Here is an 18,788-nt window from a genome sequence, read left to right on the forward strand (position 1 = left end):
TGGGCGAAGCAGATTGGGCTGAGCAATCCGATACGGTTTCAGGGGCAGTATCACGACCGTGAGACTGGGCTGCATTACAACCGGTATCGGTACTATGATCCTGGGGTTGGGAGGTTTGTTGGGCAGGACCCGATTAGATATCTTGGGGGCGTAAACCTCTATCGATATGCCGCGAACTCAATAGGTTGGACGGACCCTTTAGGGCTGGCTAGAGTTAAAGGAGTTACGCCCAACAATAAAGGTGCAAAGACAGTAATTGATTCGGATAATCTGGAAGCGCCGATGAATAGCTATAGCGCCAATGCAGGAGGGAAAGGTATTCATCACCCTGTGGTAGAGGAATACTATGATGACGCTAAAAGGGATGGTGTTGCCTCGCTATTTCATGGGCAATGCGGAGAGGCTGATGGTTTGAGTAAGATAGCTCATGAGCATGATGTGCAAAGTAAAGAGCAATTGAAACGTATTGTGGGTGGTGGTGTTTCAATAACTACGAGGAATGACGGCAAGTCTATGCCATACTGCTCTTCATGTGCTCATGTTATGAACGCTCTCGGTGTAAGGGATGGGTGTCAAAAAAATGAATGAAAAAGATTCGGATAAAATTGATTGCCTAGAACACAGGCTTATTGAAAAAGGCTGCGATGTAACTGAGCTCGCTGTCGCATTTTCTGAATACTTATTTCTCCTCTTGAGGGATGGAAGGGTAAGAGTGGATGGTTCTGTGCGTGATGTCATTGAGTATTCCTTGACTCGATCGGCAAAGCTCCTGGATGTCACGGTGACGGATGAGGAAAAAAGGGAGCTGAGGCAGAAAATGTGGGATCTAGAACTACGTTTTAGACGTTTGGATGATTTGACGTCGAATTTTGCAAGGTGTGCTGGGAATTGTCTTTTTGATCAGGCTGATTGGCAGCAGAATAATGATGGTTCAGATACGCCGCTCTATCATTATCTTCACTTTCTTGAACTCGTTATTCCTGGTGTTACTTCTGAGTTTTTAAACTACTTCAAAGGGCGCTTTGGTATTTTGGATGAGGATTCATGTGTGTGAGCTATTTTGACGGTTTGTTGGCTAGGGAATTCTGAAAAAGACTTCCTGATTTGGCAAAGTCTCCGGATACCAGTCGCCGAGCTTTTCGATGATGAAATAGATGTCCTTCGCCGACGTCGAGTACGCCGGCAAGCGCAAGCAGACCCGCAAGGAGTTGTTCCTGATCGAGATGGATCAGGTGGTGCCCTGGAAGGGTTTGATTGCGCTGATTGAGCCGCATTACCCAAAGGGTGAAGGTGGTCGTCCGGCTTACCCATTGATGGCGATGCTGCGTGTACATCTGATGCAGAACTGGTTCGGCTACATGAAGGCGATACCGGGCGCACGGTGCATTACCTGTATGAGCCCGGCAGTTTCGTACCGGTGGCGCAGGCGCTGCGCAAAGGGCCGGTGCGGCTGCACAAGCAACCTGACTGGAGCCAGCGCAGCTACGACTTCGACCAGGATCCGTTGTGGCAAACGCAAATGGAACCGCAGGCGTTGGATGCGATTGCGTGGTACCAGTGCGATCATCTGGGCACGCCGATGGAGCTGACCGACCACAATGGCGAGGTGGCGTGGACGGCGCAGTACAAGGCGTGGGGTGAGGTAAGAGAAGAGCGGTCGGGCTGGGCGAAGCAGATTGGGCTGAGCAACCCGATACGATTTCAGGGGCAGTATCACGAGCGTGAGACTGGGCTGCACTACAACCGATTCCGATACTACGACCCGAAGACCTTTCGCTATATTTCGAAAGACCCTTCAGGTCTGCGGGGAGGAATTAATTTTTATAATTATGCCTCTGGAAACCCGCTTGGTTATGTTGACCCTCTGGGACTAAACCCTGTTGCAGGATGTGTGCTCGGATCTTGGGCGGGGCCTTTTGGATGTGGAGCTGGAGCTATTGTTGGGGCCGTTGCCGGAGGTGTCGCGGTTGGTGCAGTTCTAACGACTTCAGGCGACTCGGCCAAACAGAGTGGAGAGATACGTGATGATGCAAATTTGAAGGTAAGCCCATTATCAATTGGTATGCCATCGCCGGGAAATTGTACCCCTGGTGAGCGCCGAAATATGCAAGATGACGTTGATAGGGCATGTAAAGGGGAACGTCGTACTTGCAGAGGAGTTACCGACCCTGTGCAAGCTTCAGTTCTGCGTGAAAGGAATTTGGAGTGTGCATTAGCTCGCGACGCCATAAATAATCGATGTTTCGCTGGTGGGGATCAGACTCACCGAAATCAAGCAATCAAAGCGTGGGAGAGTGTAGCGCTATGCGAGAAGAAGATTCGATGAAAATGGAGCAACGCAGAATTCGAGAACAAATAAAGCTCGCTTTTAAGTGCACTGCACCGCCGGAGGCCTCTCAAATTGTGGCGTCTCCTTATCCTGAGCCCCTTCAGATCAGGGATTTTTTCAAGGGTCGAAATTGGTGGGATGTTACGCTTGATTTGCTGGTTGAAGAGTATGTTGGAGATGCGTCTGCATGTTTATCATTTATGACGATCGTCGGGATGAGTTATTATTTACCAGCCTACCTTCTGATCGCATGTGAGCAATATCATGAGGCTGATGTAATTTCCAAAGAGCTGCCGTCAAGTTTGTTGATGTATGCCAGGAATGATGATCTTTATAAAATAAAATCTATGGATGACGCGAAGCAGGCGGCGGTTGCGCAGGTGCTTGAGTTTCTGGTTCAGGCCTATGACGATGAGGATGCATACGAAGCGTTAGAGTTTTTTTGGGGTAAATTTCTATGATAGTTGAGCGTGCCGTTGGTGAAGGTTGGTGGTTTATGATTCTGTTTGTTGAGTTTGGTTAATAGAGAAAACTAATGTGGAGGTGTGCGTTGCTTTAGTTGATCTGGTAGGGTGGGGTGCTTGTATGCATTCTGCTTGGTGGTGTTAGAACGGTAACGTCTGCTGGACTGGGCAATATAAGGTGTGGGGTGAAGTGCGTGAAGAGCGCTCGTCCTGGGCGGCGCAGCATGGCGTGGGCAATCCGATTCGTTTCCAGGGGCAGTACCACGACCCTGAGACGGGATTGCATTACAACCGTTTCCGTTATTACGAACCGCGAATGGCGCGGTATATATCAAGAGACCCGATTGGGATGCTGGGTGGGTTGAATGTGTATAGCTATGTCAGTAATAGGCCCGTTATGCGGGTTGACCCTTTGGGCTTGTTCGGCACGATGCCAGGCCTTGTGAGTAGAGCTTCACAGGGGAGTTGGATGATGCAGAATGGTGCGACGGCTGATGAGGTTTCCAACGCAATGGCACCGCCGCCGCCCAAGGCTATTATGACTGGGGAATGTAGGGCTTCTGCAGCGTTGACAGCAGGAACGGGCGGGGCAATAAGTGTGAGTGCGAACGAAAGGGCAGGTTTGTCGGGACTGGCTTCCATGCCTGTGATGAGCGCCGGTGCCCGTGCAACGGCGAGTTGTGGATTCAAATTTGGCGACCCCGATTCAAAGTCTCTTCCGGCAGCAGCGGGCGTTGGCGTCACTTTAGGTGTTGTGCAAATTGATATCACACAGACATCTACTTGGCCAGAGCTCTATATTGGTCTTGGTGGTGGGGTTGGTCCGGAAATCGAACTTCCTGTAAGTCCTGCTGTATCAGTTCCATTATTCTAGGTGAGCTATGTGCGATACGATTCAGTTTTTCCGAATTTCTTTGTTTGTTTTTTGTGGGGTGTTCATGACGGCGGCGGTGCTCTACGCAAATCAATACTGCAAGAAAAAAGGTGTCAATATGAATACTTTTTCTGGCATGTTTGAAATGTGGGCAATGGTTTTTAAGTTTGAGGAGAAAAAATTCTCATTCATTATGTTGGCAGCTACTTATGGCGGGGCACTTATGGTCGTTGCTATTTTCGTGTTGACGCTTTGGGGGCAGGGCCAGGGGTGTGTATTCCCAATCAATGATCGGTCAATTCGTTGAGTGTCAGAAGGGGCCTGCTATATCAAGGCTGAGTGCACCGCTGTATTGATGAAGTACTGTTATGTGTGCGTGGCTTAGCGTCATCATTAAAATAATGTTCTGGTTCGCGTTTGCAATAAGAACTGTTCAGCGAAGGTCCACCCCCGCCGGCAAGCGCTGGCGGCGAATGTGCAGGCTGGCGACCAGGCCAGGATGGTTGTCCTCAAGACGTAGCTCACCACCATGCAGTTCGGCGATGGCACGCACCAGCGTCAGCCCCAGCCCATGCCCCGGGGTGTGGGTCGGCGCGCCCAGGCGCTGGAAGCGCTCCATGGCGCGCTCGCTGTGGGCCTGGGCAATGCCGCTGCCGTGGTCGCGTACCTGCAGCACGCCATGGCCCTGGCGACCCACCGCCATCAGGGTGATCGGCAGCCCCGGCGGGGCGTACTTGAGGGCGTTGTCGATGAGGTTGGCCAGCGCCTGGAACAGCAACGCGCGGTCGCCAAACAGCTGGCAGTCGGCTTCCACCTGCATGTCCAGCGGGCAGCCACGCTGCTCGGCCAGCGGCAGGTAGTACTCGATCACGTCCTCGAGCAGCGCGGGTATCGGGATCAGTTCGAAATGGCAGGTCATGCGACCCGTCTCCACCTCGGCAATGCGCATCACCGCGCGGAACAGGTTCTGGATGCGCTCGCTGTCCTGCACGGCAGCCAGCAGCTCATCGCGTGCGGGGCCCTCAAGCATTTCGCTGGCGGTGAGCAGGCGGCTTTGCAGGCGCGTGAGCGGGGTGCGCAGTTCGTGGGCGATGTGGCTGGTGATGTGCTTGACCTCTTCCATCAGCTTGTTGATGCGGCGCAGGCCGTGGTTGATCTCAAGACCGAGCTGGTCGAATTCGTCGCCGTGCTGCACGGCCGGCGCCATGGCCGTGTAGTCCCCCCCGGCATAGCGTGCCAGCGCATCGCGGATGCGGTTGATGCGGTACAGGTTGCGCAGGCCGAACGGCAGCGCCGTGGCCAGGATCGACAGCAGCAGCAACAGCAGCCCGGCGCCAGCGGCCAGCGGGATGATGCGCGTGCGTTCGAGCATCGGGCGCAGGTCGTAGGCGCTGAAGTACTGGCCACCGTCGGGCAGCGAAATCGACAGGCCGAGAATCTCGGCCTGGTAGCCGTTGCGGTCGGTGATGCTCAGGTGGCGCCAGCGCGTGGTGCAAGGCGCCAGGCACTCGGTAGGGGGCAGGTAGTCGCGGTTGCCGAACAGCAGGGCACCGGTCTTGTCCAGGACGATGGCATGGCGCTCCTTGCGCACCTCCAGCAGTTGGCGGTGCTGCAGCGTCCAACTCAGTTGCGCGGCGTTGTTGAAGCGCCCCTGCAACTGCTGGCCGCGCACGTCGGTGAGGATCATGTCGCGCACATGGCTGCGCATCACCACCTCGAGCAACTGGTTGCTCAGCACGATGGAGATCAGGGAAAACAACAGGCAAATGAACGCGATGGTAGTGGCTTGGCGCAGGCTGCTGGTATTCAGGAGAGGGCGCAGGCTAGCCCAGGACATAGCCGATCGCCCTGACGGTCTTGATCAGCGGGTGATCGAAGCCTTTTTCCAGTTTGGTGCGCAGCTTGGACAGGTGCACGTCGATGAGGTTGGTCTGCGGGTCGAAGTTGTAGCCCCAGACCTTCTCCAGCAGCATGCCGCGGGTGACAATCTGGCCGTGGTGTTCGGCCAGCACCTGCAGCAGCTTGAACTCCTTGTCGGTCAGGTCGATGCTGCGCGTGCCGCGGCGTACGCTGCGCTTGCCCAGGTCGATGAACAGGTCGTGCACCTGCAACTGGTCGCTGCTGGCCACGTTGTTGTGGCGGCGCGCCAGCAGTTCCAGGCGCAGCAGCAGTTCGGTGAAGTCGAACGGTTTGCCCAGGTAGTCGTCGGCGCCGGCGCGCAGGCCTTCGACGCGGTCGCTGCTCTGGTCGTTGGCAGAAAGGATGAGGATCGGCGGGCGGCTCTGGCCGTGCAGGCGCTGCAGAACTTCGATGCCATCCATCTTTGGCAGGATACGGTCCAGGATCACCACGTCGAAGACTTCGTCGCCGATCATCTGCAGGGCACATTCACCGTTGTCGGTCAGCCGGCAATTGTGCCCGCTGGCGTGCAGTTTGCTGCCAAGCCAATGACTCACCGATGGGTCGTCCTCTACTACAAGTACCCGCATCTGCCGCTCCTCCTGGGTCATGGCGCCTTTCTAACAGCCGTATCACTATTTGGTTAGTTAAGAATTATTAAGGTATGGCAAGTGATAATCATTACCATTCAGTGTGCCATCATTGGTGTACAGTTGTGAACTGTATTTTTTGTGTGGGATTAGGTGGGGAGGTATCTGGGAGGGTGTTTTTGGGGGGGGAGCCACCAGGTGGCAGTCCAATACCTGCCACTTGTCGCAAGGCAGGCGACACGCTGTCGATTGCGCACCGCACAGATCGACTACAGGGACATCCCCCCCACCCGGAGAGCCACCATGTCCTACGTAGATGGCTGTGTCATTGCCGTACCCACCGCTCAACGTGAAGCCTTCAAGAAACACGCCGAAACCGCCGCCGCCGTGTTCAAGGAACACGGTGCACTCAGTGTTGTGGACTGCTGGGGCGACGATGTGCCAGAAGGCAAGCTCACCTCGTTCCCCATGGCGGTAAAGCTCAAGGAGGACGAAACGGTGGTGTTCTCGTGGATCATCTGGCCGTCGCGCGAAATACGCGACGCCGGGATGCAAAAAGCCATGGAAGACCCCCGCCTCAAGCTCGAGACCAACCCGATGCCCTTCGACGGGCAACGGATGATCTATGGCGGCTTCCAGATGCTGGTCAACCGCTAGCGTCAGACCGTGAAGCGCTGCACCAGCGCCGACAACTGCGTAGCCAGGCCCGACAGTGCCTGGCTGGCTGCACGGGTCTGTTGTGCGCCGTCTGCCGAGCGGCTCGACAACTCACGAATGTTGAGCAGGTTGCGGTCGACCTCGCGCGCCACCTGCGCCTGCTCTTCGGCAGCGCTGGCAATCACCAGGTTGCGCTCGTTGATCTCGCCGATGGCGCTGTAGATACCTTCCAGCACCTGCCCCGAAGCCTGGGTGATGCCCAGTGTGGACTGCGCCCGGCTGGTGCTGGCCTGCATCGATTGCACCGCCGCCTGCGTGCCCTGTTGCACGCTGGTCATCATCTGCTCGATTTCCTGGGTCGACTGCTGGGTGCGATACGCCAGGGTACGCACCTCGTCGGCGACCACGGCAAAACCGCGCCCGGCCTCGCCCGCCCGCGCTGCTTCGATGGCCGCATTGAGCGCCAGCAGGTTGGTCTGCTCCGACACCGAGCGGATCACTTCCAGCACCTTGCCGATGTCACGAATCTGCACCGCCAGTTGCTGCAGGCGTTCGCCACTGACCTCGACTTCACGGGCCATGGCCTGGGTGCCGTCGATGTTGTCGTTGACCTGCTGGCGACTCTGTTCGGCCAGTTCGTTGGAGGCGCTGGCCGCTTGCGAGGTGGAGACGGCATTGCGCGCCACTTCTTCCACCGCCGTGGTCATTTCGGTGACGGCGGTGGCGGCCTGTTCCAGCTCCTGGTCCTGCTGGCGCAGGCTTTGGGTGCTCTGCTCGGTAACGCTGTCCAGTGCCAGGGCCGCGTCGGCCAACTGGGTCGCGCAGGCCGTGATCTGGCCAAGGGTGTCACGCTGGCTGTGCTGCATGCGTTGCAGTTCGGCAAACAGCTGGCCGATTTCATTGCTGCTGGCGACCGCCACCGGCAGGCTCAGGTCGCCAGCGGCGATGCGCCGAAAGTGCGCACCGGCCTCCTGCAATGGGCGCAGCACGCGGGCGGCGATAAAGCTCCAGCACAACACCGCCAGCAGCACGGTGATCAGGCCCAGCGCCACACTGAGCAGTTGTGCCGTGCCCAGGCGCTGATCGGAAGCGCTCATGATCTGCTGGCTGCGCTCGGCCAGCGCCGCTACCAGTTGCTGGCGTAGCGCCTGCAATTTGCCCATGGCCTGGCCGGCCTCCACGTTGACGGTGAAGTAGTCGTCCAGCGAGCGTGCAAGGGTGGCCGCGCGCTGCCCGGCGACCGCCTTGGCATAGGCCTCGAAGGTGCGCTGCAGCTCTTCGGCCAGGGCCTTGTGGGCGGGGGCCTGGGTGTGGGCGACGAACTCGGCGACCAGCGTATGGCTGTTGCCGATCAGTGTTTCAGAAAGGGCCAGGCGGGCCTTGGCGCTGTCGGTATGGCCGCCTTGCTGTTCGATAAAGCCCGACGACACGTTGGCGCTGGCGCGGATCGCCATCAGCAGGGCGTTGTTGAGCCGATCGGACTGGTGCGCGGTCTGGTCCAGTTCGCGGATCTGCTGGTCGCTGCCCACCGCAGCGCGCCAGGCACTGACGGTGGAGAACAGCAGGGTGGTGCTGAACAGCAGCAACACCCAGAACATACCGGTGCGAATCTTCAGGTCGGCGAACATGCGGGCAATACTCCAGGCAGCCATGGGCGATCCCACGCTGGGGTGGGTAGCCTGCTATCGGAGTGACTGGGTGGGGACTTGAGGGGGGAAGCGCGGTTGTGTTCGATTATCGAACGGGCTTTGCAGGCGCGGCACTCACTGCCCCGCACACGCCAGTCGATAGGCCCCCGGCGTCACCCCGTACGCCTGCTTGAACTGCCGGTTGAAATGGCTCTGGTCGGAATACCCCAGGGCAAATGCCACGTTGAACGGCAGGCAATCGCTTTTCAGCAACTCGCGCGCGCGGCTCAAACGGCGCTGCTTGAGCCAGGCATGGGGGGGCAGACCGGTGGCTTGACGAAATACCCGGGCAAAGTGGAACGGCGACAAGTTCACCGCCGTGGCCAGCTCTTCCAGCGACGGCGGATACGCCAGGCGGCTGTCCATCAGTTCCTTGGCGCGGGTCACGGCTCCCGGCTCCTGGCCCGGTGCGCGTGCCTCGCGACCACCGGCATGGCGTTGCACCAGCAGCAACACCGCCTCGCGCCAGGCCGTTTGCTGCTCCAGCGCACTGGCGCCGTTTTCCGCCAGGCAATGCAGCCCGCTGAACGCCCGCGCCAGCTGCGGATCGTGCAGCACGCTGGCACGGAACGACGGCACCCCGTGGTGCTTGAGTTCCAGTTCATCCAGCACGCCGGTGATACGCGCCTGCTCGGGGTAGTAGCCGCGATAGCGCCAGCCCTGTTCATGCGCCTTGGCGCCGGTATGCAACTCGTCCGGGTTGATCAGCACCATGCTGCCCACCGGCGCCAGGTGTTCGCTGCCACGGTGCCAGAAACGCTGGGCACCGGACTCGATGATGGTGATCACATAGCCTTCATGCACATGCGGGGCGAAGCGTTGCTGCACATAGCGCGCATGCAGCAGTTCGATATCGCCCAGCGCCGGGGCGTGCCACAGGCGCGTCTGTTCCCGGGGAGGGTTTTTCATGGGGTACCGTCGAGCCACCAGCGCAGCACGAAGAACAACGCCATGCTCGCCAGCATGCTGAACAGCACGCTGCGCGTCCACAGCACCAGCACGATGGCCACCAGCGAGCCCATCAGGTAAGGGTTGCTCAGGCTCAGGTCGAGCTGGTGCTCGGGCAGGAACACGATCGGCCCGCAGATCGCGGTGAGCATGCCCGGTACGGCAAAGCCCAGGAACTGGCGCGCATTCGAACTCAGGCGCAACGGCAGGCGCGGTTCCAGAAAGGCATAGCGGTTGAGAAACACCAGCAGGCCCATGCCCAGGATCAACACAAAGATCATGTCCGCGCCCCCGTCAGTTTCTGGCACACGAACCCTGCGCTCATGCCCAGCAGCCCGGCCAGCACCAGCGCGGTTTCCCACTGCCAGAAGCTGAACAGCACCGAACTGAACAGCGACACGGCCACGCACACCACGGTGGGCAGGTTGCGCACCAGTGGCGCGATCAGCGCGACGAAGGTGGCGACGATCGAGAAGTCCAGGCCCAACTGGTCCAGGTGCGGGATGTTGCGCCCCAGCACGATGCCGGCCAGGGTGAACAGGTTCCAGGCAATGTAGAAGGTCAGGCCCACGCCCAGGGCGTACCAGCGGTTGAACTGCTGGCGGTCGTATTGGCTGGTCAGGGCGAAGAACTCATCGGTCAGCAGAAACCCCAGGCCCAGGCGCCAGCGCAACGGCAGCTCGGAAATCACCGGGCGCATCGACAGGCCATACAGCAGGTGCTGCGAGGTCAGCAGCAGGGTGGTGAGCAGGATCGAGAACAGGTTGGCGCCGCCCTTGAGCATGCCGATCGCCACCAGTTGCGCGGCGCCGGCGAACACGATGGCGGACAGCCCCTGGCCTTCGAGCGCGGTCAGGTTGGCTTCGATGGCCATGGAACCGGCAAGCAGGCCCCACGGCGCGACGGCCAGCGAAAGCGGCAGGATAGCGATGGCGCCCTGGGTAAAGGCGGCGCGGGCAAGGGCAGGGCTGGACATGAACGACACACGCTTGGAATCGGAGCCACAGGATGCCAGAGCCGCTGTCGCTTGCCTTGTACGATCTTGCTGTGGGCGGGCAAATCAGCGCTGGCTGGTCAGGCGTCGCTGCGCGGGCAGGCAGCCATTGATATCGACCGCTTTCTGGTAATAGGCCTGGTCGTGGCTGGGGTCGATGGCGCCGAGCAGGCGGTAGACCTCGGCCTGGAAGTCACGCTGGCGGCCCCACTGCATGTTCAACCCCTGTGGACGCTGGCGGATGCACTCCAGGCGCACCGCCGGCTGCGGGTAGTAGGCCGCATACAGGGTGGTCATCAGCGGCACGCGCTCCATCCCCTGGCGGTAGGCGTTGCTGTTGCCAAAGTCGCTGCACCAGGGCGTGATGCCCAGGGCCGCCGGGGCAAAGCCCTGGCCAATGCTGGCCTCGAGCAGCGGGCAGGCCGCGGCGGCAATGTCTTTTTGCGGCAGGTAGGTGATGTAGAACAACGCCAGGCGGTACTGCGCCACCGGATGCTGGAGTTCGGCGGCCTTGCGCAGCAGCGCCACGGCAGGCTCCAGGGTACGCCCCAGCGCCTCGACCTCGACGATCAGCTCCTGGTCGCCCGGGTCGGGGGCCAGCGGCAAGGCCTGGCTTTGCGCATCGGCCTGCTCCAGGAACGGCAACGCCTGGCGGTACAGCAGGTCGGCATGCGGGTCGATGCGCACCTCGTCGGCCAGCGCCATCAGTGGCAACAGGCACAACAGGCCGAGCAGGCGGCGGTCAGCAGGCACGTTCACGATCCATACGGTTAAAAGGTTTGGCGCTGTTCATGGTGGCAGTGGGGCGATCCATCGGCGTTGAGGGCTCCTGAGCCGGCATTCTAGCGGTTGGTGGCAGTTGGGCAAACAGCCGTTGCTCCATAAAGTCGATGAACACCCGCAGCTTGGGTGACATCTGTCGCCCCGAGGGCCACAACAGGTACAGGCAGCCGCGGTTGTCGAGGTGCTCGTCCAGCACCGTCACCAGTTCGCCCCGCGCCAATTGCGGGAGGATGGTGAAGTCGGGCAGGCAGGCGATCCCGTGGCCGCGCACGGCGAAACAGATTCGGGTTTCCAGGTGGTTGCACACCATCGACACCGGAATTTCGTAGTCCGGCGCGCCTTCGGCGCGGCGCAACGGCCAGCGTTGCAGCTTGCCGGTGGTCAGGAAGCGATAGTGCAGGCCATTGTGGCCGGCCAATTGCCCCGGGTGGTGCGGAGTGCCATGGCGCTCGAAGTAGGCCGGCGAGCCCACCAGCACATGGCGAAAATCAACCAGGCGGCGTGCGTTCAGGCGCGAGTCGGCAGGCTCGCCGGCGCGCAGCACCACGTCGAAACCTTCGCCCACGATATCCACCATGCGGTCGCTGAAGTCCAGGTCCAGCTCGACCTGCGGGTACTGTCCGATGAAGTCGCTGAGCAGCGGCACGATCATGCTGCTGACTTGCGGCAGGCTTACGCGCAGTTTGCCGCGAGGCGCCTGGCTGGCCTGCGAGAGTTCCACTTCGGTGGCCTCGATTTCGGCCAGGATGCGCCGGCTGCGCTCCAGAAACAGCGTGCCCTCGGCGGTCAGGGTGATGCTGCGCGTGCTGCGGTGAAACAGGCGCACCCCAAGCTTGCTCTCCAGCCGCGCCACGCGCTTGCCGATCGCCGAGGCGCTGACACCCAGGGCCTTGCCGGCGGCGACGAAGCTGCGGGTGTCGGCCACTTTCACGAACACCACAAAGCCGCTGAGGCTATCCACTGCCTGATCTCCCATTGCGGACACCGTGGTCCGTAGTGAGCGGAATTCTACCCGTCTTTTTCCGCAGTAGGGCAAGGATTACCGTGCACCCACTTTCTTGCAATCAGGAGCCAGACCATGTCCCAGAGCAGTTGCCCGGCGCAACCCGCTGCCATTCACGATGCCGAGCCGGCCTTCCCCTTGTCCGGCTTGCTGGCGCTGTCGATGGCCGGCTTCATCGCCATTCTCACCGAAACCCTGCCGGCTGGCTTGCTCGGCCATATCGCCAGTGGCCTGCGCATCAGCGAGGCGATGGCCGGGCAACTGGTTACCGCCTATGCACTGGGTTCGTTTGTGGCGGCCATTCCGTTGGTGACCCTGACCCAGGGCTGGCGTCGGCGCACTGTGCTGATGTTGGCGATTGTCGGCTTTGGTGTGTTCAACACGGTCACCGCACTGTCCGAGCACTACACCCTGACCCTGTTGGCGCGCTTCATGTGCGGGGTGGCGGCGGGGCTGGCGTGGGGCGTGATTGCCGGTTACGCACGGCGCATGGTCAGCGTCAGCCAGCAGGGCCGGGCCATGGCCGTGGCGATGATCGGCGCGCCGCTGGCGCTGTCGCTGGGCGTGCCGGCCGGCACCTGGCTGGGTGACCTGCTGGGCTGGCGCAGCACCTTCGTGCTGGTGTCGCTGGCGACCCTGGTGCTGATGGGGTGGGTGCTGCTGAGGGTGCCGGACTTCGACGGTTTGCCCGCCGGCAAGCGCGCGACCATCGCCCAGGTGCTTGGCACGCCGGGGGTAGGTGCGGTGCTGGCAGTGATTTTCACCTGGGTGCTGGCGCACAACATTCTCTACACCTACATCGTGCCCTTCCTGCTGGCGGCGGGCGTGGCCGGCAGCACCGGGCAGGTACTGCTGCTGTTCGGTTGCGCCGGGTTGGGCGGGATCGCAGTGGTGGGTGCGCTGATCGACCGGCACCTGCGCCGGCTGGTGCTGGGCAGCCTGGCCGGCTTTGGCGTGGCGGCGGTGCTGCTGGGCCTGGCTGCCGGCCAGCCGTGGCTGATCTACGTCAGTGTCGCGCTGTGGGGGCTGACCTTCGGCGGGGCTGGCACCTTGCTGCAAACCGCCAGCGCGGATGCGGCGGGCGAGGGCGCGGATGTCGCGCAATCGATGATCGTCACCGTCTGGAACCTGGCCATTGCCGTGGCCGGGCTGGTGGGCGGCGTGTTGCTCAGCCAGGTCGGTGTGACCCGCTTCCCGTGGCTGTTGCTGGCACTGGTGGGCCTGGCGCTGGCCCTGACCTGGCAAGCGCGTGGTCACGGCTTCCCGGTCGGCAAGCGCAATCACGCCTGAGTGTCGCGGGTCAGGTAGAATCCGCCCATTCAGACGGGTTCGAGGTTGCAGCGGTGGAGGTTCAACAGGGCTTTGTGCTCACCCGGCACTGGCGGGATACGCCAGACGGCACGTGCGTGGAGTTCTGGCTGGCGACCGACCAGGGCCCGCGCCAGTTGCGCCTGCCGTTGCAGACCTCGGTGGCGTTCGTCGCCGCCACGCAGCGTGCCCAGGTCGAGGCGCTGATGCGCACCGAGCGTGGCATCGAGCTACGTGAACTGGCGTTGTGCGACTTCCAGCAGCGCCCGGTGCTGGGTGTGTATTGCCGCCATCACCGTCAGCTGATGCAACTGGACAAGCGCCTGCGCGCCGCCGGTGTCGAGTTGCTGGAGGCCGATATCCGCCCGCCGGAGCGCTACCTGATGGAACGTTTCATCACCGCCCCGGTGAGTTTCAGCGGTACACCCGATGCCGACGGCCTGCTGCTCGACGCCCAGCTCAAGCCCGCCCCGGACTATCGCCCGACGTTGCGCCTGGTATCGCTGGACATCGAGACCACCGAGCGTGGCGAGTTGTATTCGATCGCGCTTGAAGGGTGCGGCCAGCGCCAGGTGTACATGCTCGGCCCGGCCAACGGCGACGCCGGTAGCGTGGACTTCGACCTGGCGTATTGCGACAGCCGTGCGCAGTTGCTGGAGTGCCTGAATGACTGGATGGCGCGCCACGACCCCGACGCGATCATCGGCTGGAATCTGGTGCAGTTCGACCTGCGCGTGCTGCACGCGCACGCCCAGCAGTTGCAGGTGCCACTGCGCCTGGGGCGCGGCGGCGAGGTGATGGCGTGGCGCGAGCACGGCAGCCGCACGCATTTTTTCGCGGCGGCGGCGGGGCGCCTGATCATCGATGGCATCGAAGCGCTGCGCTCGGCGACCTGGAGTTTCCCCTCGTTCAGCCTGGAGAACGTCGCGCAGACCCTGCTCGGTGAAGGCAAGGCAATCGACACGCCGTACCAGCGCATGGACGAAATCAACCGCATGTTCGCCGAGGACAAGCCGGCCCTGGCCCGCTACAACCTCAAGGACTGCGAGCTGGTCACGCGCATCTTCGCCAGGACCGAGCTGTTGACGTTCCTGCTCGAGCGCGCCACGGTCACCGGCTTGCCGGCCGACCGCAGCGGCGGCTCGGTGGCGGCGTTCTGTCACCTGTACATTCCGCTGATGCACCGCCAGGGCTTTGTTGCGCCCAGCCTGGGCGGGCGACCGGACGAAGCCAGCCCGGGCGGTTTTGTGATGGACTCGCGGCCCGGCCTGTACGAGTCGGTGCTGGTACTGGACTACAAGAGCCTGTACCCCTCGATCATCCGCACCTTCCTGATCGACCCGATTGGCCTGGTCGAAGGCTTGCGCCAGCCCGACGACGTGCACTCGGTGCCGGGTTTTCGCGGGGCGCGCTTCTCACGCACGCGCCATTGCCTGCCGGCGATCGTGGAGCGCGTATGGCAGGGCCGCGAACAGGCCAAGCGCGAGCGCAACGCGCCGTTGTCGCAGGCGTTGAAAATCATCATGAATGCGTTCTATGGCGTGCTGGGTTCCAACGGCTGTCGATTCTTCGACCCGCGCCTGGCATCGTCGATCACGATGCGTGGGCACGAGATCATGCGCCGTACCCGTGAACTGATAGAGGCCCAGGGGTATGCGGTGATCTATGGCGATACCGACTCCACCTTCGTGTGGCTCAAGGGCCCGCACGATGAGGCGCAGGCCGGCGCCATCGGGCGTGCACTGGTGCAGCAGGTCAACCAGTGGTGGCGCGAGCATCTGCGCGAGGCGTACGGCCTGGACAGCGCGCTGGAGCTGCAGTACGAAACGCACTACAAGCGCTTCCTGATGCCGACCATTCGCGGCGCCGAGGAGGGCAGCAAGAAGCGCTACGCCGGGTTGGTGCAGCGTGCCGACGGCGAGCACGAAATGGTCTACAAGGGGCTGGAGACGGTGCGCACCGACTGGTCGCCGCTGGCCCAGCAGTTTCAGCAGGCGTTGTACCAGCGCATCTTCGAGCGCCAGCCGTATCAGGCGTACATCAAGGACTATGTGCGCCAGATGCTGGCGGGTGAACTGGATGAGCTGCTGGTGTACCGCAAGCGCCTGCGCCGGCCGCTGGGCGATTACCAGCGCAACGTGCCGCCGCATGTGCGTGCGGCGCGGCTGGCCGATGAGTACAACGACACCCAGGGCCGGCCACGGCAGTACCAGAATGGCGGCTGGATCAGTTACCTGATTACCCTGGGCGGGCCCGAGCCACTGGAAAACCTGCGCAGCGGGATCGACTACGACCACTACCTGACGCGGCAGTTGCAGCCGGTGGCGGATGCGATCCTGCCGTTCGTGGGGGATGATTTCAGCACGCTGATCGACCGGCAGATGGGGTTGTTCTAGCCAGTGCCGGCAAAGAGGCCCCTGCAATCACCACACCTGAACACTTCAGCTATCCTCACCCCATGCGCAGCTGTCGCTGAAACCGGAAGTTACTTTTTGTAGCCGCCATCAGCGCCAGCAGTCGTTTAGGCTCCGTCGGATCTTTCGCTTCGATCTGTAGTCTTTGGTGCATGGAAACAAGAAGGAGATGCACATGCTTGTCCGGTCACTGACCCTCGCCACCTTGCTGGCTGCTGCCAGCCCTCTGCTCGCCGACGACGCGCCCCTGGCCGTGGACCTGGGCAAGTCCCGCCCGTTGATCGTGATTGCGCCGAGTACGGCCGACCCGACCTTGCGCACGTTGAACAAGGCGCTGGACGACCCGGCCACCAGGTCCAAGTTCCAGGAACGCAACCTGGTGCTGTACAGCGTGGCGAACATGGTGGGCAAGCGGGAGGACAAGTTCCTTGAGCAGCAGACCACCATGGCGCTGATTCGCGAACTCAACCTGGGGGCGCGCAAGGGGACGCAGGTGGTGCTGGTGGGCAAGGATGGCGAAAAGCATGTCATCGAGCATCACGGCACGGTGGAGCCTGATCAGATTTTTGCGGCGGTCGACCAGTTGCCGGCCAGTGAAAAGGCCATTGTCGCGCCGGCCCCTGCCGAGGCTGCGGCGGCCGAACCTGCGGCACCGGGCAAGGCGGGCAAGCCTGCCAAACCGGTCAAGCCCGCCAAGCCGGCGGCGCCGCCCAAGCCACTGGAAGACTGAGGCGGCATTTCCTCAGATCTGAAGCCAAGCAAGCGGGGCTGACAACGCCTATGGATCAGGCCATGGCGCGTTGCAGCAAATGTGGGAGCAACGCGCCACGGTCTGATCGGTCGGTGTTGTCAGCCTTCGTCTGCTCGTCTGCAGGTCGCGTCGGCGCCAACCCTGTGGGCGCTGGCTTGCCAGCGAAGCTGTTCAGGCCGGCAACTGTTCCAGCAGGTACACCCGCAACCGTTCGATGCTCTCGCGCCACGCACTCCCCACCGGCCACACCAGGTAGTACCCGTCCCCCGTGGCCACCGCGTGCTCGAACGGCAAGGCCAGCCGCCCGGCGCGCACGTCCTCGATCACCAGCGCCAGGTCACCGATCGACACGCCATGCCCGGCCATCGCTGCCGCAATGCCTTGCTCCAGTGTGTCGAACAGCATGCCGCGCCCAAGGTCGACCTGGCCCAGCAGGCCCACGCCACGCAACCAGCGTTGCCAGTCACGCCGGTCGGTCGAAGGGTGCAGCAACGGCGCAGCCGCCAGGCGTGTCGCATCCCACTCGCCATCCCCCAGCAGGCCCGGTGCGCAGATAGGGATCAGCTGTTCATCGAACAACTTGCACGCCTCGACCTGCCTGCCGAACTGCCCGTTGCCCAGCAGTACCGCGCAGTCGTAGGGCTCGTGGGCAAAGTCCACGCTGTCGACGTCCATCCATACGCTCGCCAGTTGCACCGCATCCGCCGCTGTGTAGCGCTGGATACAGCCCAGCAGCCAGCGCATGGTCAGGGTCGAGGGCGCCTTGAGGCGCAACTGTCGCGAGGCGCTGCGAAACGGCTGGCAGGCCTGCTCGATCAACGCGAACCCCGCGCCCAGCTGTTCGGCCAGGCGCTGGCCGGCATCGGTCAGGCGCAGGCGCGGGCCGTGGCGTTCGAACAGACGGCAGCCAAACTGCGCTTCCAGGGTACGGATATGCCGGCTGATGGCGCTCTGGGTCAGTGCCAGCTCTTCCCCGGCGCGGGTAAAGGAGCAACTGCGCGCCGCCACTTCGAACGCGCGCAGGGCATACAGCGGGGGCAGTCGATCAACCATCGGGCGTTCATCCATGATGAGTATTTGTCGTAGTAGGTCAGAGCATTTTGCGTTTTTCAAGTGCGCCGTGGGTGAGCAGAATCCACAACTCACTGCAATCGACACCCGAGGGGACCGTCTTGAACACCGCACTGCTGTTTGCCTACCTGGGCACTGTACTCATATTGATCGCCACCCCGGGCCCGGTCGTGGCACTGGTGATCGGCACCAGCGGGCGCGCCGGCACCTGGGCGGCAGTACGCACCGCGCTGGGCGCCAATGCGGCGTCGCTGGTGCTGGTGGGGGCGGCCGCGCTGATCCTTGCCGGCAGCCTTGCGCTCAGCCCGCAGGTGCTCAATGGCGTGGCGCTGCTGGGCTGTGCATTCATGGCCTGGCTGGGCTGGGATACGCTGCGCGCACCGGTGCAGGCGCAGGCCACACCGGGCAGGGCCGGGGGCTGGTGGCACGGTTTCATGGTGGGTATCGCCAACCCCAAGGACATCCTGTTCTTTGTGGCGTTCTTCCCACAGTTCATCCACGTCACGGCGTCATTCGGCAGCAGCATCGGCGTGCTCGCGCTGGTGTGGGTGGTGGTCGACCTGGGGGTGCTGGCGCTGTACATCGGGCTGATTCGCGGCGCCGTGGCGCAGCGACACCGGGCGCTGGTGGCCCGGTTCTCGGGGGCGGTACTGCTGCTGGTGGCCGTGGCCGGCGCGGTGTATTCCACGCAGGCGCTATTGTCGGCCTAGGCGCTGAGGCGCTTGCCTGGCGCCTGCACCTGCTGCAACAGCAGGTTCAATTGCGCGACTTGCTGCTGCAGCTGGTCGCGCTCGTCCTTCAGGCGGCGCAGCTCATCGCGGCGTACGCTGACGTAAAGGGTCTGGGGAGGGCTGGCTGGCAGAAAGGTTCCCATTGCACACCTCGCAAATGGTTTGATACATGGTTTAAAGCGTAGACGCTCGATCGGCCGCGATTCTGAATTCTTTTTCCCCGCAAGGGAACTTTTTTGTTTATCGCTGTCGTGCCGTTGGTCGATGAAACCAACGCCGGCCGG

The 18,788-nt window shown here is 61.9% G+C and carries 20 protein-coding genes and 3 pseudogenes; 13 read left to right on the forward strand and 10 right to left on the reverse strand.

The annotated features are described in order from the left end of the window. The 8 genes and pseudogenes from KUO17_RS06735 to KUO17_RS06765 form a co-directional block, all read left to right on the forward strand. Window positions 1-588, forward strand: a 588-nt coding sequence (locus KUO17_RS06735) for an RHS repeat-associated core domain-containing protein (protein WP_217974468.1), incomplete at its 5' end; no start/stop codon positions are given. After that, on the forward strand, window positions 581-1,054 hold the full coding sequence (locus KUO17_RS06740; protein WP_217974469.1) for a hypothetical protein: 474 nt from the start codon (window positions 581-583) through the stop codon (window positions 1,052-1,054). The genes KUO17_RS06735 and KUO17_RS06740, both read left to right, overlap by 8 nt. Window positions 1,055-1,154: 100 nt before the next feature. Beyond that, a pseudogene (locus tag KUO17_RS06745) lies at window positions 1,155-1,358 on the forward strand (transposase); the annotation flags it as partial. A gap of 2 nt (window positions 1,359-1,360) precedes the next feature. Further along, a pseudogene (locus tag KUO17_RS06750) lies at window positions 1,361-1,873 on the forward strand (RHS repeat-associated core domain-containing protein); the annotation flags it as partial. Between the two features lie 258 nt (window positions 1,874-2,131). Further along, window positions 2,132-2,326: pseudogene (locus tag KUO17_RS27090) on the forward strand (hypothetical protein); the annotation flags it as partial. Next, entirely contained in the window at window positions 2,305-2,790 is a 486-nt protein-coding gene (locus KUO17_RS06755; protein ID WP_217974532.1) for a DUF6714 family protein, read from the forward strand. The pseudogene KUO17_RS27090 and the gene KUO17_RS06755, both read left to right, overlap by 22 nt. A 181-nt stretch (window positions 2,791-2,971) precedes the next feature. Then, the gene (locus KUO17_RS26920; protein ID WP_217974470.1) at window positions 2,972-3,667 is read left to right on the forward strand and encodes an RHS repeat-associated core domain-containing protein; all 696 of its coding nucleotides are present in this window, start codon (window positions 2,972-2,974) and stop codon (window positions 3,665-3,667) included. A gap of 7 nt (window positions 3,668-3,674) precedes the next feature. Continuing rightward, complete coding sequence (locus tag KUO17_RS06765; RefSeq protein WP_217974472.1) at window positions 3,675-3,974, forward strand: hypothetical protein; 300 nt, start codon at window positions 3,675-3,677, stop codon at window positions 3,972-3,974. A gap of 126 nt (window positions 3,975-4,100) precedes the next feature. Here KUO17_RS06765 and KUO17_RS06770 read toward each other — a convergent pair whose 3' ends face one another. Together KUO17_RS06770 and KUO17_RS06775 are read right to left on the reverse strand one after the other, a co-directional pair. Beyond that, window positions 4,101-5,504, reverse strand: coding sequence for a sensor histidine kinase (locus KUO17_RS06770; RefSeq protein ID WP_217974473.1), 1,404 nt, complete (start codon window positions 5,502-5,504; stop codon window positions 4,101-4,103). Then, the gene (locus KUO17_RS06775; RefSeq protein ID WP_217974474.1) at window positions 5,491-6,156 is read right to left on the reverse strand and encodes a response regulator transcription factor; all 666 of its coding nucleotides are present in this window, start codon (window positions 6,154-6,156) and stop codon (window positions 5,491-5,493) included. Before KUO17_RS06775 ends, KUO17_RS06770 begins: the two co-directional genes overlap by 14 nt. A gap of 303 nt (window positions 6,157-6,459) precedes the next feature. Here KUO17_RS06775 and KUO17_RS06780 point away from each other — a divergent pair, with 303 nt between their 5' ends. Next, window positions 6,460-6,813 carry a DUF1428 domain-containing protein gene (locus tag KUO17_RS06780; RefSeq protein ID WP_217974475.1) on the forward strand — a complete coding sequence of 118 codons (354 nt, stop codon included), beginning with the start codon at window positions 6,460-6,462 and terminating at the stop codon, window positions 6,811-6,813. A gap of 2 nt (window positions 6,814-6,815) precedes the next feature. Here the strand turns inward: KUO17_RS06780 and KUO17_RS06785 are convergent, their stop codons facing one another. From KUO17_RS06785 to KUO17_RS06810, 6 genes are all read right to left on the reverse strand, one after another. Further along, window positions 6,816-8,441, reverse strand: coding sequence for a methyl-accepting chemotaxis protein (locus KUO17_RS06785; protein ID WP_217974528.1), 1,626 nt, complete (start codon window positions 8,439-8,441; stop codon window positions 6,816-6,818). Window positions 8,442-8,576: 135 nt separating this feature from the next. Next, window positions 8,577-9,410, reverse strand: coding sequence for a helix-turn-helix transcriptional regulator (locus KUO17_RS06790; protein WP_217974476.1), 834 nt, complete (start codon window positions 9,408-9,410; stop codon window positions 8,577-8,579). Then, window positions 9,407-9,730, reverse strand: a complete 324-nt coding sequence (locus KUO17_RS06795) for an AzlD domain-containing protein (protein WP_217974477.1) — start codon at window positions 9,728-9,730, stop codon at window positions 9,407-9,409. Before KUO17_RS06795 ends, KUO17_RS06790 begins: the two co-directional genes overlap by 4 nt. Beyond that, complete coding sequence (locus KUO17_RS06800) at window positions 9,727-10,425, reverse strand: AzlC family ABC transporter permease (protein ID WP_217974478.1); 699 nt, start codon at window positions 10,423-10,425, stop codon at window positions 9,727-9,729. The genes KUO17_RS06795 and KUO17_RS06800 overlap by 4 nt, the downstream gene beginning before the upstream one ends. A gap of 84 nt (window positions 10,426-10,509) precedes the next feature. Next, window positions 10,510-11,148: a sel1 repeat family protein gene (locus tag KUO17_RS06805; protein ID WP_255263453.1), complete on the reverse strand. Its 639-nt coding sequence runs from the start codon at window positions 11,146-11,148 to the stop codon at window positions 10,510-10,512. Window positions 11,149-11,185: 37 nt separating this feature from the next. Further along, window positions 11,186-12,187, reverse strand: a complete 1,002-nt coding sequence (locus KUO17_RS06810) for a LysR family transcriptional regulator (RefSeq protein WP_217974480.1) — start codon at window positions 12,185-12,187, stop codon at window positions 11,186-11,188. Window positions 12,188-12,304: 117 nt separating this feature from the next. Between KUO17_RS06810 and KUO17_RS06815 the strand changes: the two genes are divergently transcribed. From KUO17_RS06815 to KUO17_RS06825, 3 genes are all read left to right on the forward strand, one after another. After that, window positions 12,305-13,519, forward strand: a complete 1,215-nt coding sequence (locus KUO17_RS06815; protein ID WP_217974482.1) for an MFS transporter — start codon at window positions 12,305-12,307, stop codon at window positions 13,517-13,519. Between the two features lie 53 nt (window positions 13,520-13,572). Then, complete coding sequence (locus KUO17_RS06820; RefSeq protein ID WP_217974483.1) at window positions 13,573-15,933, forward strand: DNA polymerase II; 2,361 nt, start codon at window positions 13,573-13,575, stop codon at window positions 15,931-15,933. A 193-nt stretch (window positions 15,934-16,126) separates the two neighbouring features. Next, window positions 16,127-16,681, forward strand: a complete 555-nt coding sequence (locus KUO17_RS06825) for a DUF4174 domain-containing protein (protein WP_217974485.1) — start codon at window positions 16,127-16,129, stop codon at window positions 16,679-16,681. A 192-nt stretch (window positions 16,682-16,873) separates the two neighbouring features. On the opposite strand, the gene KUO17_RS06830 is transcribed toward KUO17_RS06825, so the two are convergent. Continuing rightward, entirely contained in the window at window positions 16,874-17,755 is an 882-nt protein-coding gene (locus KUO17_RS06830) for a LysR family transcriptional regulator (RefSeq protein ID WP_217974487.1), read from the reverse strand. A 119-nt stretch (window positions 17,756-17,874) separates the two neighbouring features. Between KUO17_RS06830 and KUO17_RS06835 the strand changes: the two genes are divergently transcribed. Then, window positions 17,875-18,483, forward strand: coding sequence for a LysE family translocator (locus KUO17_RS06835; RefSeq protein ID WP_217974489.1), 609 nt, complete (start codon window positions 17,875-17,877; stop codon window positions 18,481-18,483). Here KUO17_RS06835 and KUO17_RS06840 read toward each other — a convergent pair. Next, window positions 18,480-18,647, reverse strand: coding sequence for a DUF6026 family protein (locus tag KUO17_RS06840; RefSeq protein ID WP_217974491.1), 168 nt, complete (start codon window positions 18,645-18,647; stop codon window positions 18,480-18,482). The two genes, KUO17_RS06835 and KUO17_RS06840, sit on opposite strands and share 4 nt — an antisense overlap. Between the last annotated feature and the right edge of the window lie 141 nt (window positions 18,648-18,788).

This window comes from Pseudomonas aegrilactucae (assembly GCF_019168305.1).
GTDB classification, from domain to species: Bacteria; Pseudomonadota; Gammaproteobacteria; order Pseudomonadales; family Pseudomonadaceae; genus Aquipseudomonas; species Aquipseudomonas aegrilactucae.

Bases quoted from the DNA above. Each gene is read 5' to 3' on its own strand.
- KUO17_RS06815 (WP_217974482.1), top strand. From the start codon at position 12,305: ATGTCCCAGAGCAGTTGCCCGGCGCAACCCGCTGCCATTCACGATGCC.
- KUO17_RS06790 (WP_217974476.1), bottom strand. From the start codon at position 9,410: ATGAAAAACCCTCCCCGGGAACAGACGCGCCTGTGGCACGCCCCGGCG.
- KUO17_RS06840 (WP_217974491.1), bottom strand. From the start codon at position 18,647: ATGGGAACCTTTCTGCCAGCCAGCCCTCCCCAGACCCTTTACGTCAGC.
- KUO17_RS06770 (WP_217974473.1), bottom strand. From the start codon at position 5,504: ATGTCCTGGGCTAGCCTGCGCCCTCTCCTGAATACCAGCAGCCTGCGC.
- KUO17_RS06785 (WP_217974528.1), bottom strand. From the start codon at position 8,441: ATGTTCGCCGACCTGAAGATTCGCACCGGTATGTTCTGGGTGTTGCTG.
- KUO17_RS06805 (WP_255263453.1), bottom strand. From the start codon at position 11,148: ATGGCGCTGGCCGACGAGGTGCGCATCGACCCGCATGCCGACCTGCTG.
- KUO17_RS06830 (WP_217974487.1), bottom strand. From the start codon at position 17,755: ATGGTTGATCGACTGCCCCCGCTGTATGCCCTGCGCGCGTTCGAAGTG.
- KUO17_RS06775 (WP_217974474.1), bottom strand. From the start codon at position 6,156: ATGCGGGTACTTGTAGTAGAGGACGACCCATCGGTGAGTCATTGGCTT.
- KUO17_RS06825 (WP_217974485.1), top strand. From the start codon at position 16,127: ATGCTTGTCCGGTCACTGACCCTCGCCACCTTGCTGGCTGCTGCCAGC.
- KUO17_RS06755 (WP_217974532.1), top strand. From the start codon at position 2,305: ATGCGAGAAGAAGATTCGATGAAAATGGAGCAACGCAGAATTCGAGAA.
- KUO17_RS06780 (WP_217974475.1), top strand. From the start codon at position 6,460: ATGTCCTACGTAGATGGCTGTGTCATTGCCGTACCCACCGCTCAACGT.
- KUO17_RS06800 (WP_217974478.1), bottom strand. From the start codon at position 10,425: ATGTCCAGCCCTGCCCTTGCCCGCGCCGCCTTTACCCAGGGCGCCATC.
- KUO17_RS06795 (WP_217974477.1), bottom strand. From the start codon at position 9,730: ATGATCTTTGTGTTGATCCTGGGCATGGGCCTGCTGGTGTTTCTCAAC.
- KUO17_RS06740 (WP_217974469.1), top strand. From the start codon at position 581: ATGAATGAAAAAGATTCGGATAAAATTGATTGCCTAGAACACAGGCTT.
- KUO17_RS06765 (WP_217974472.1), top strand. From the start codon at position 3,675: ATGTGCGATACGATTCAGTTTTTCCGAATTTCTTTGTTTGTTTTTTGT.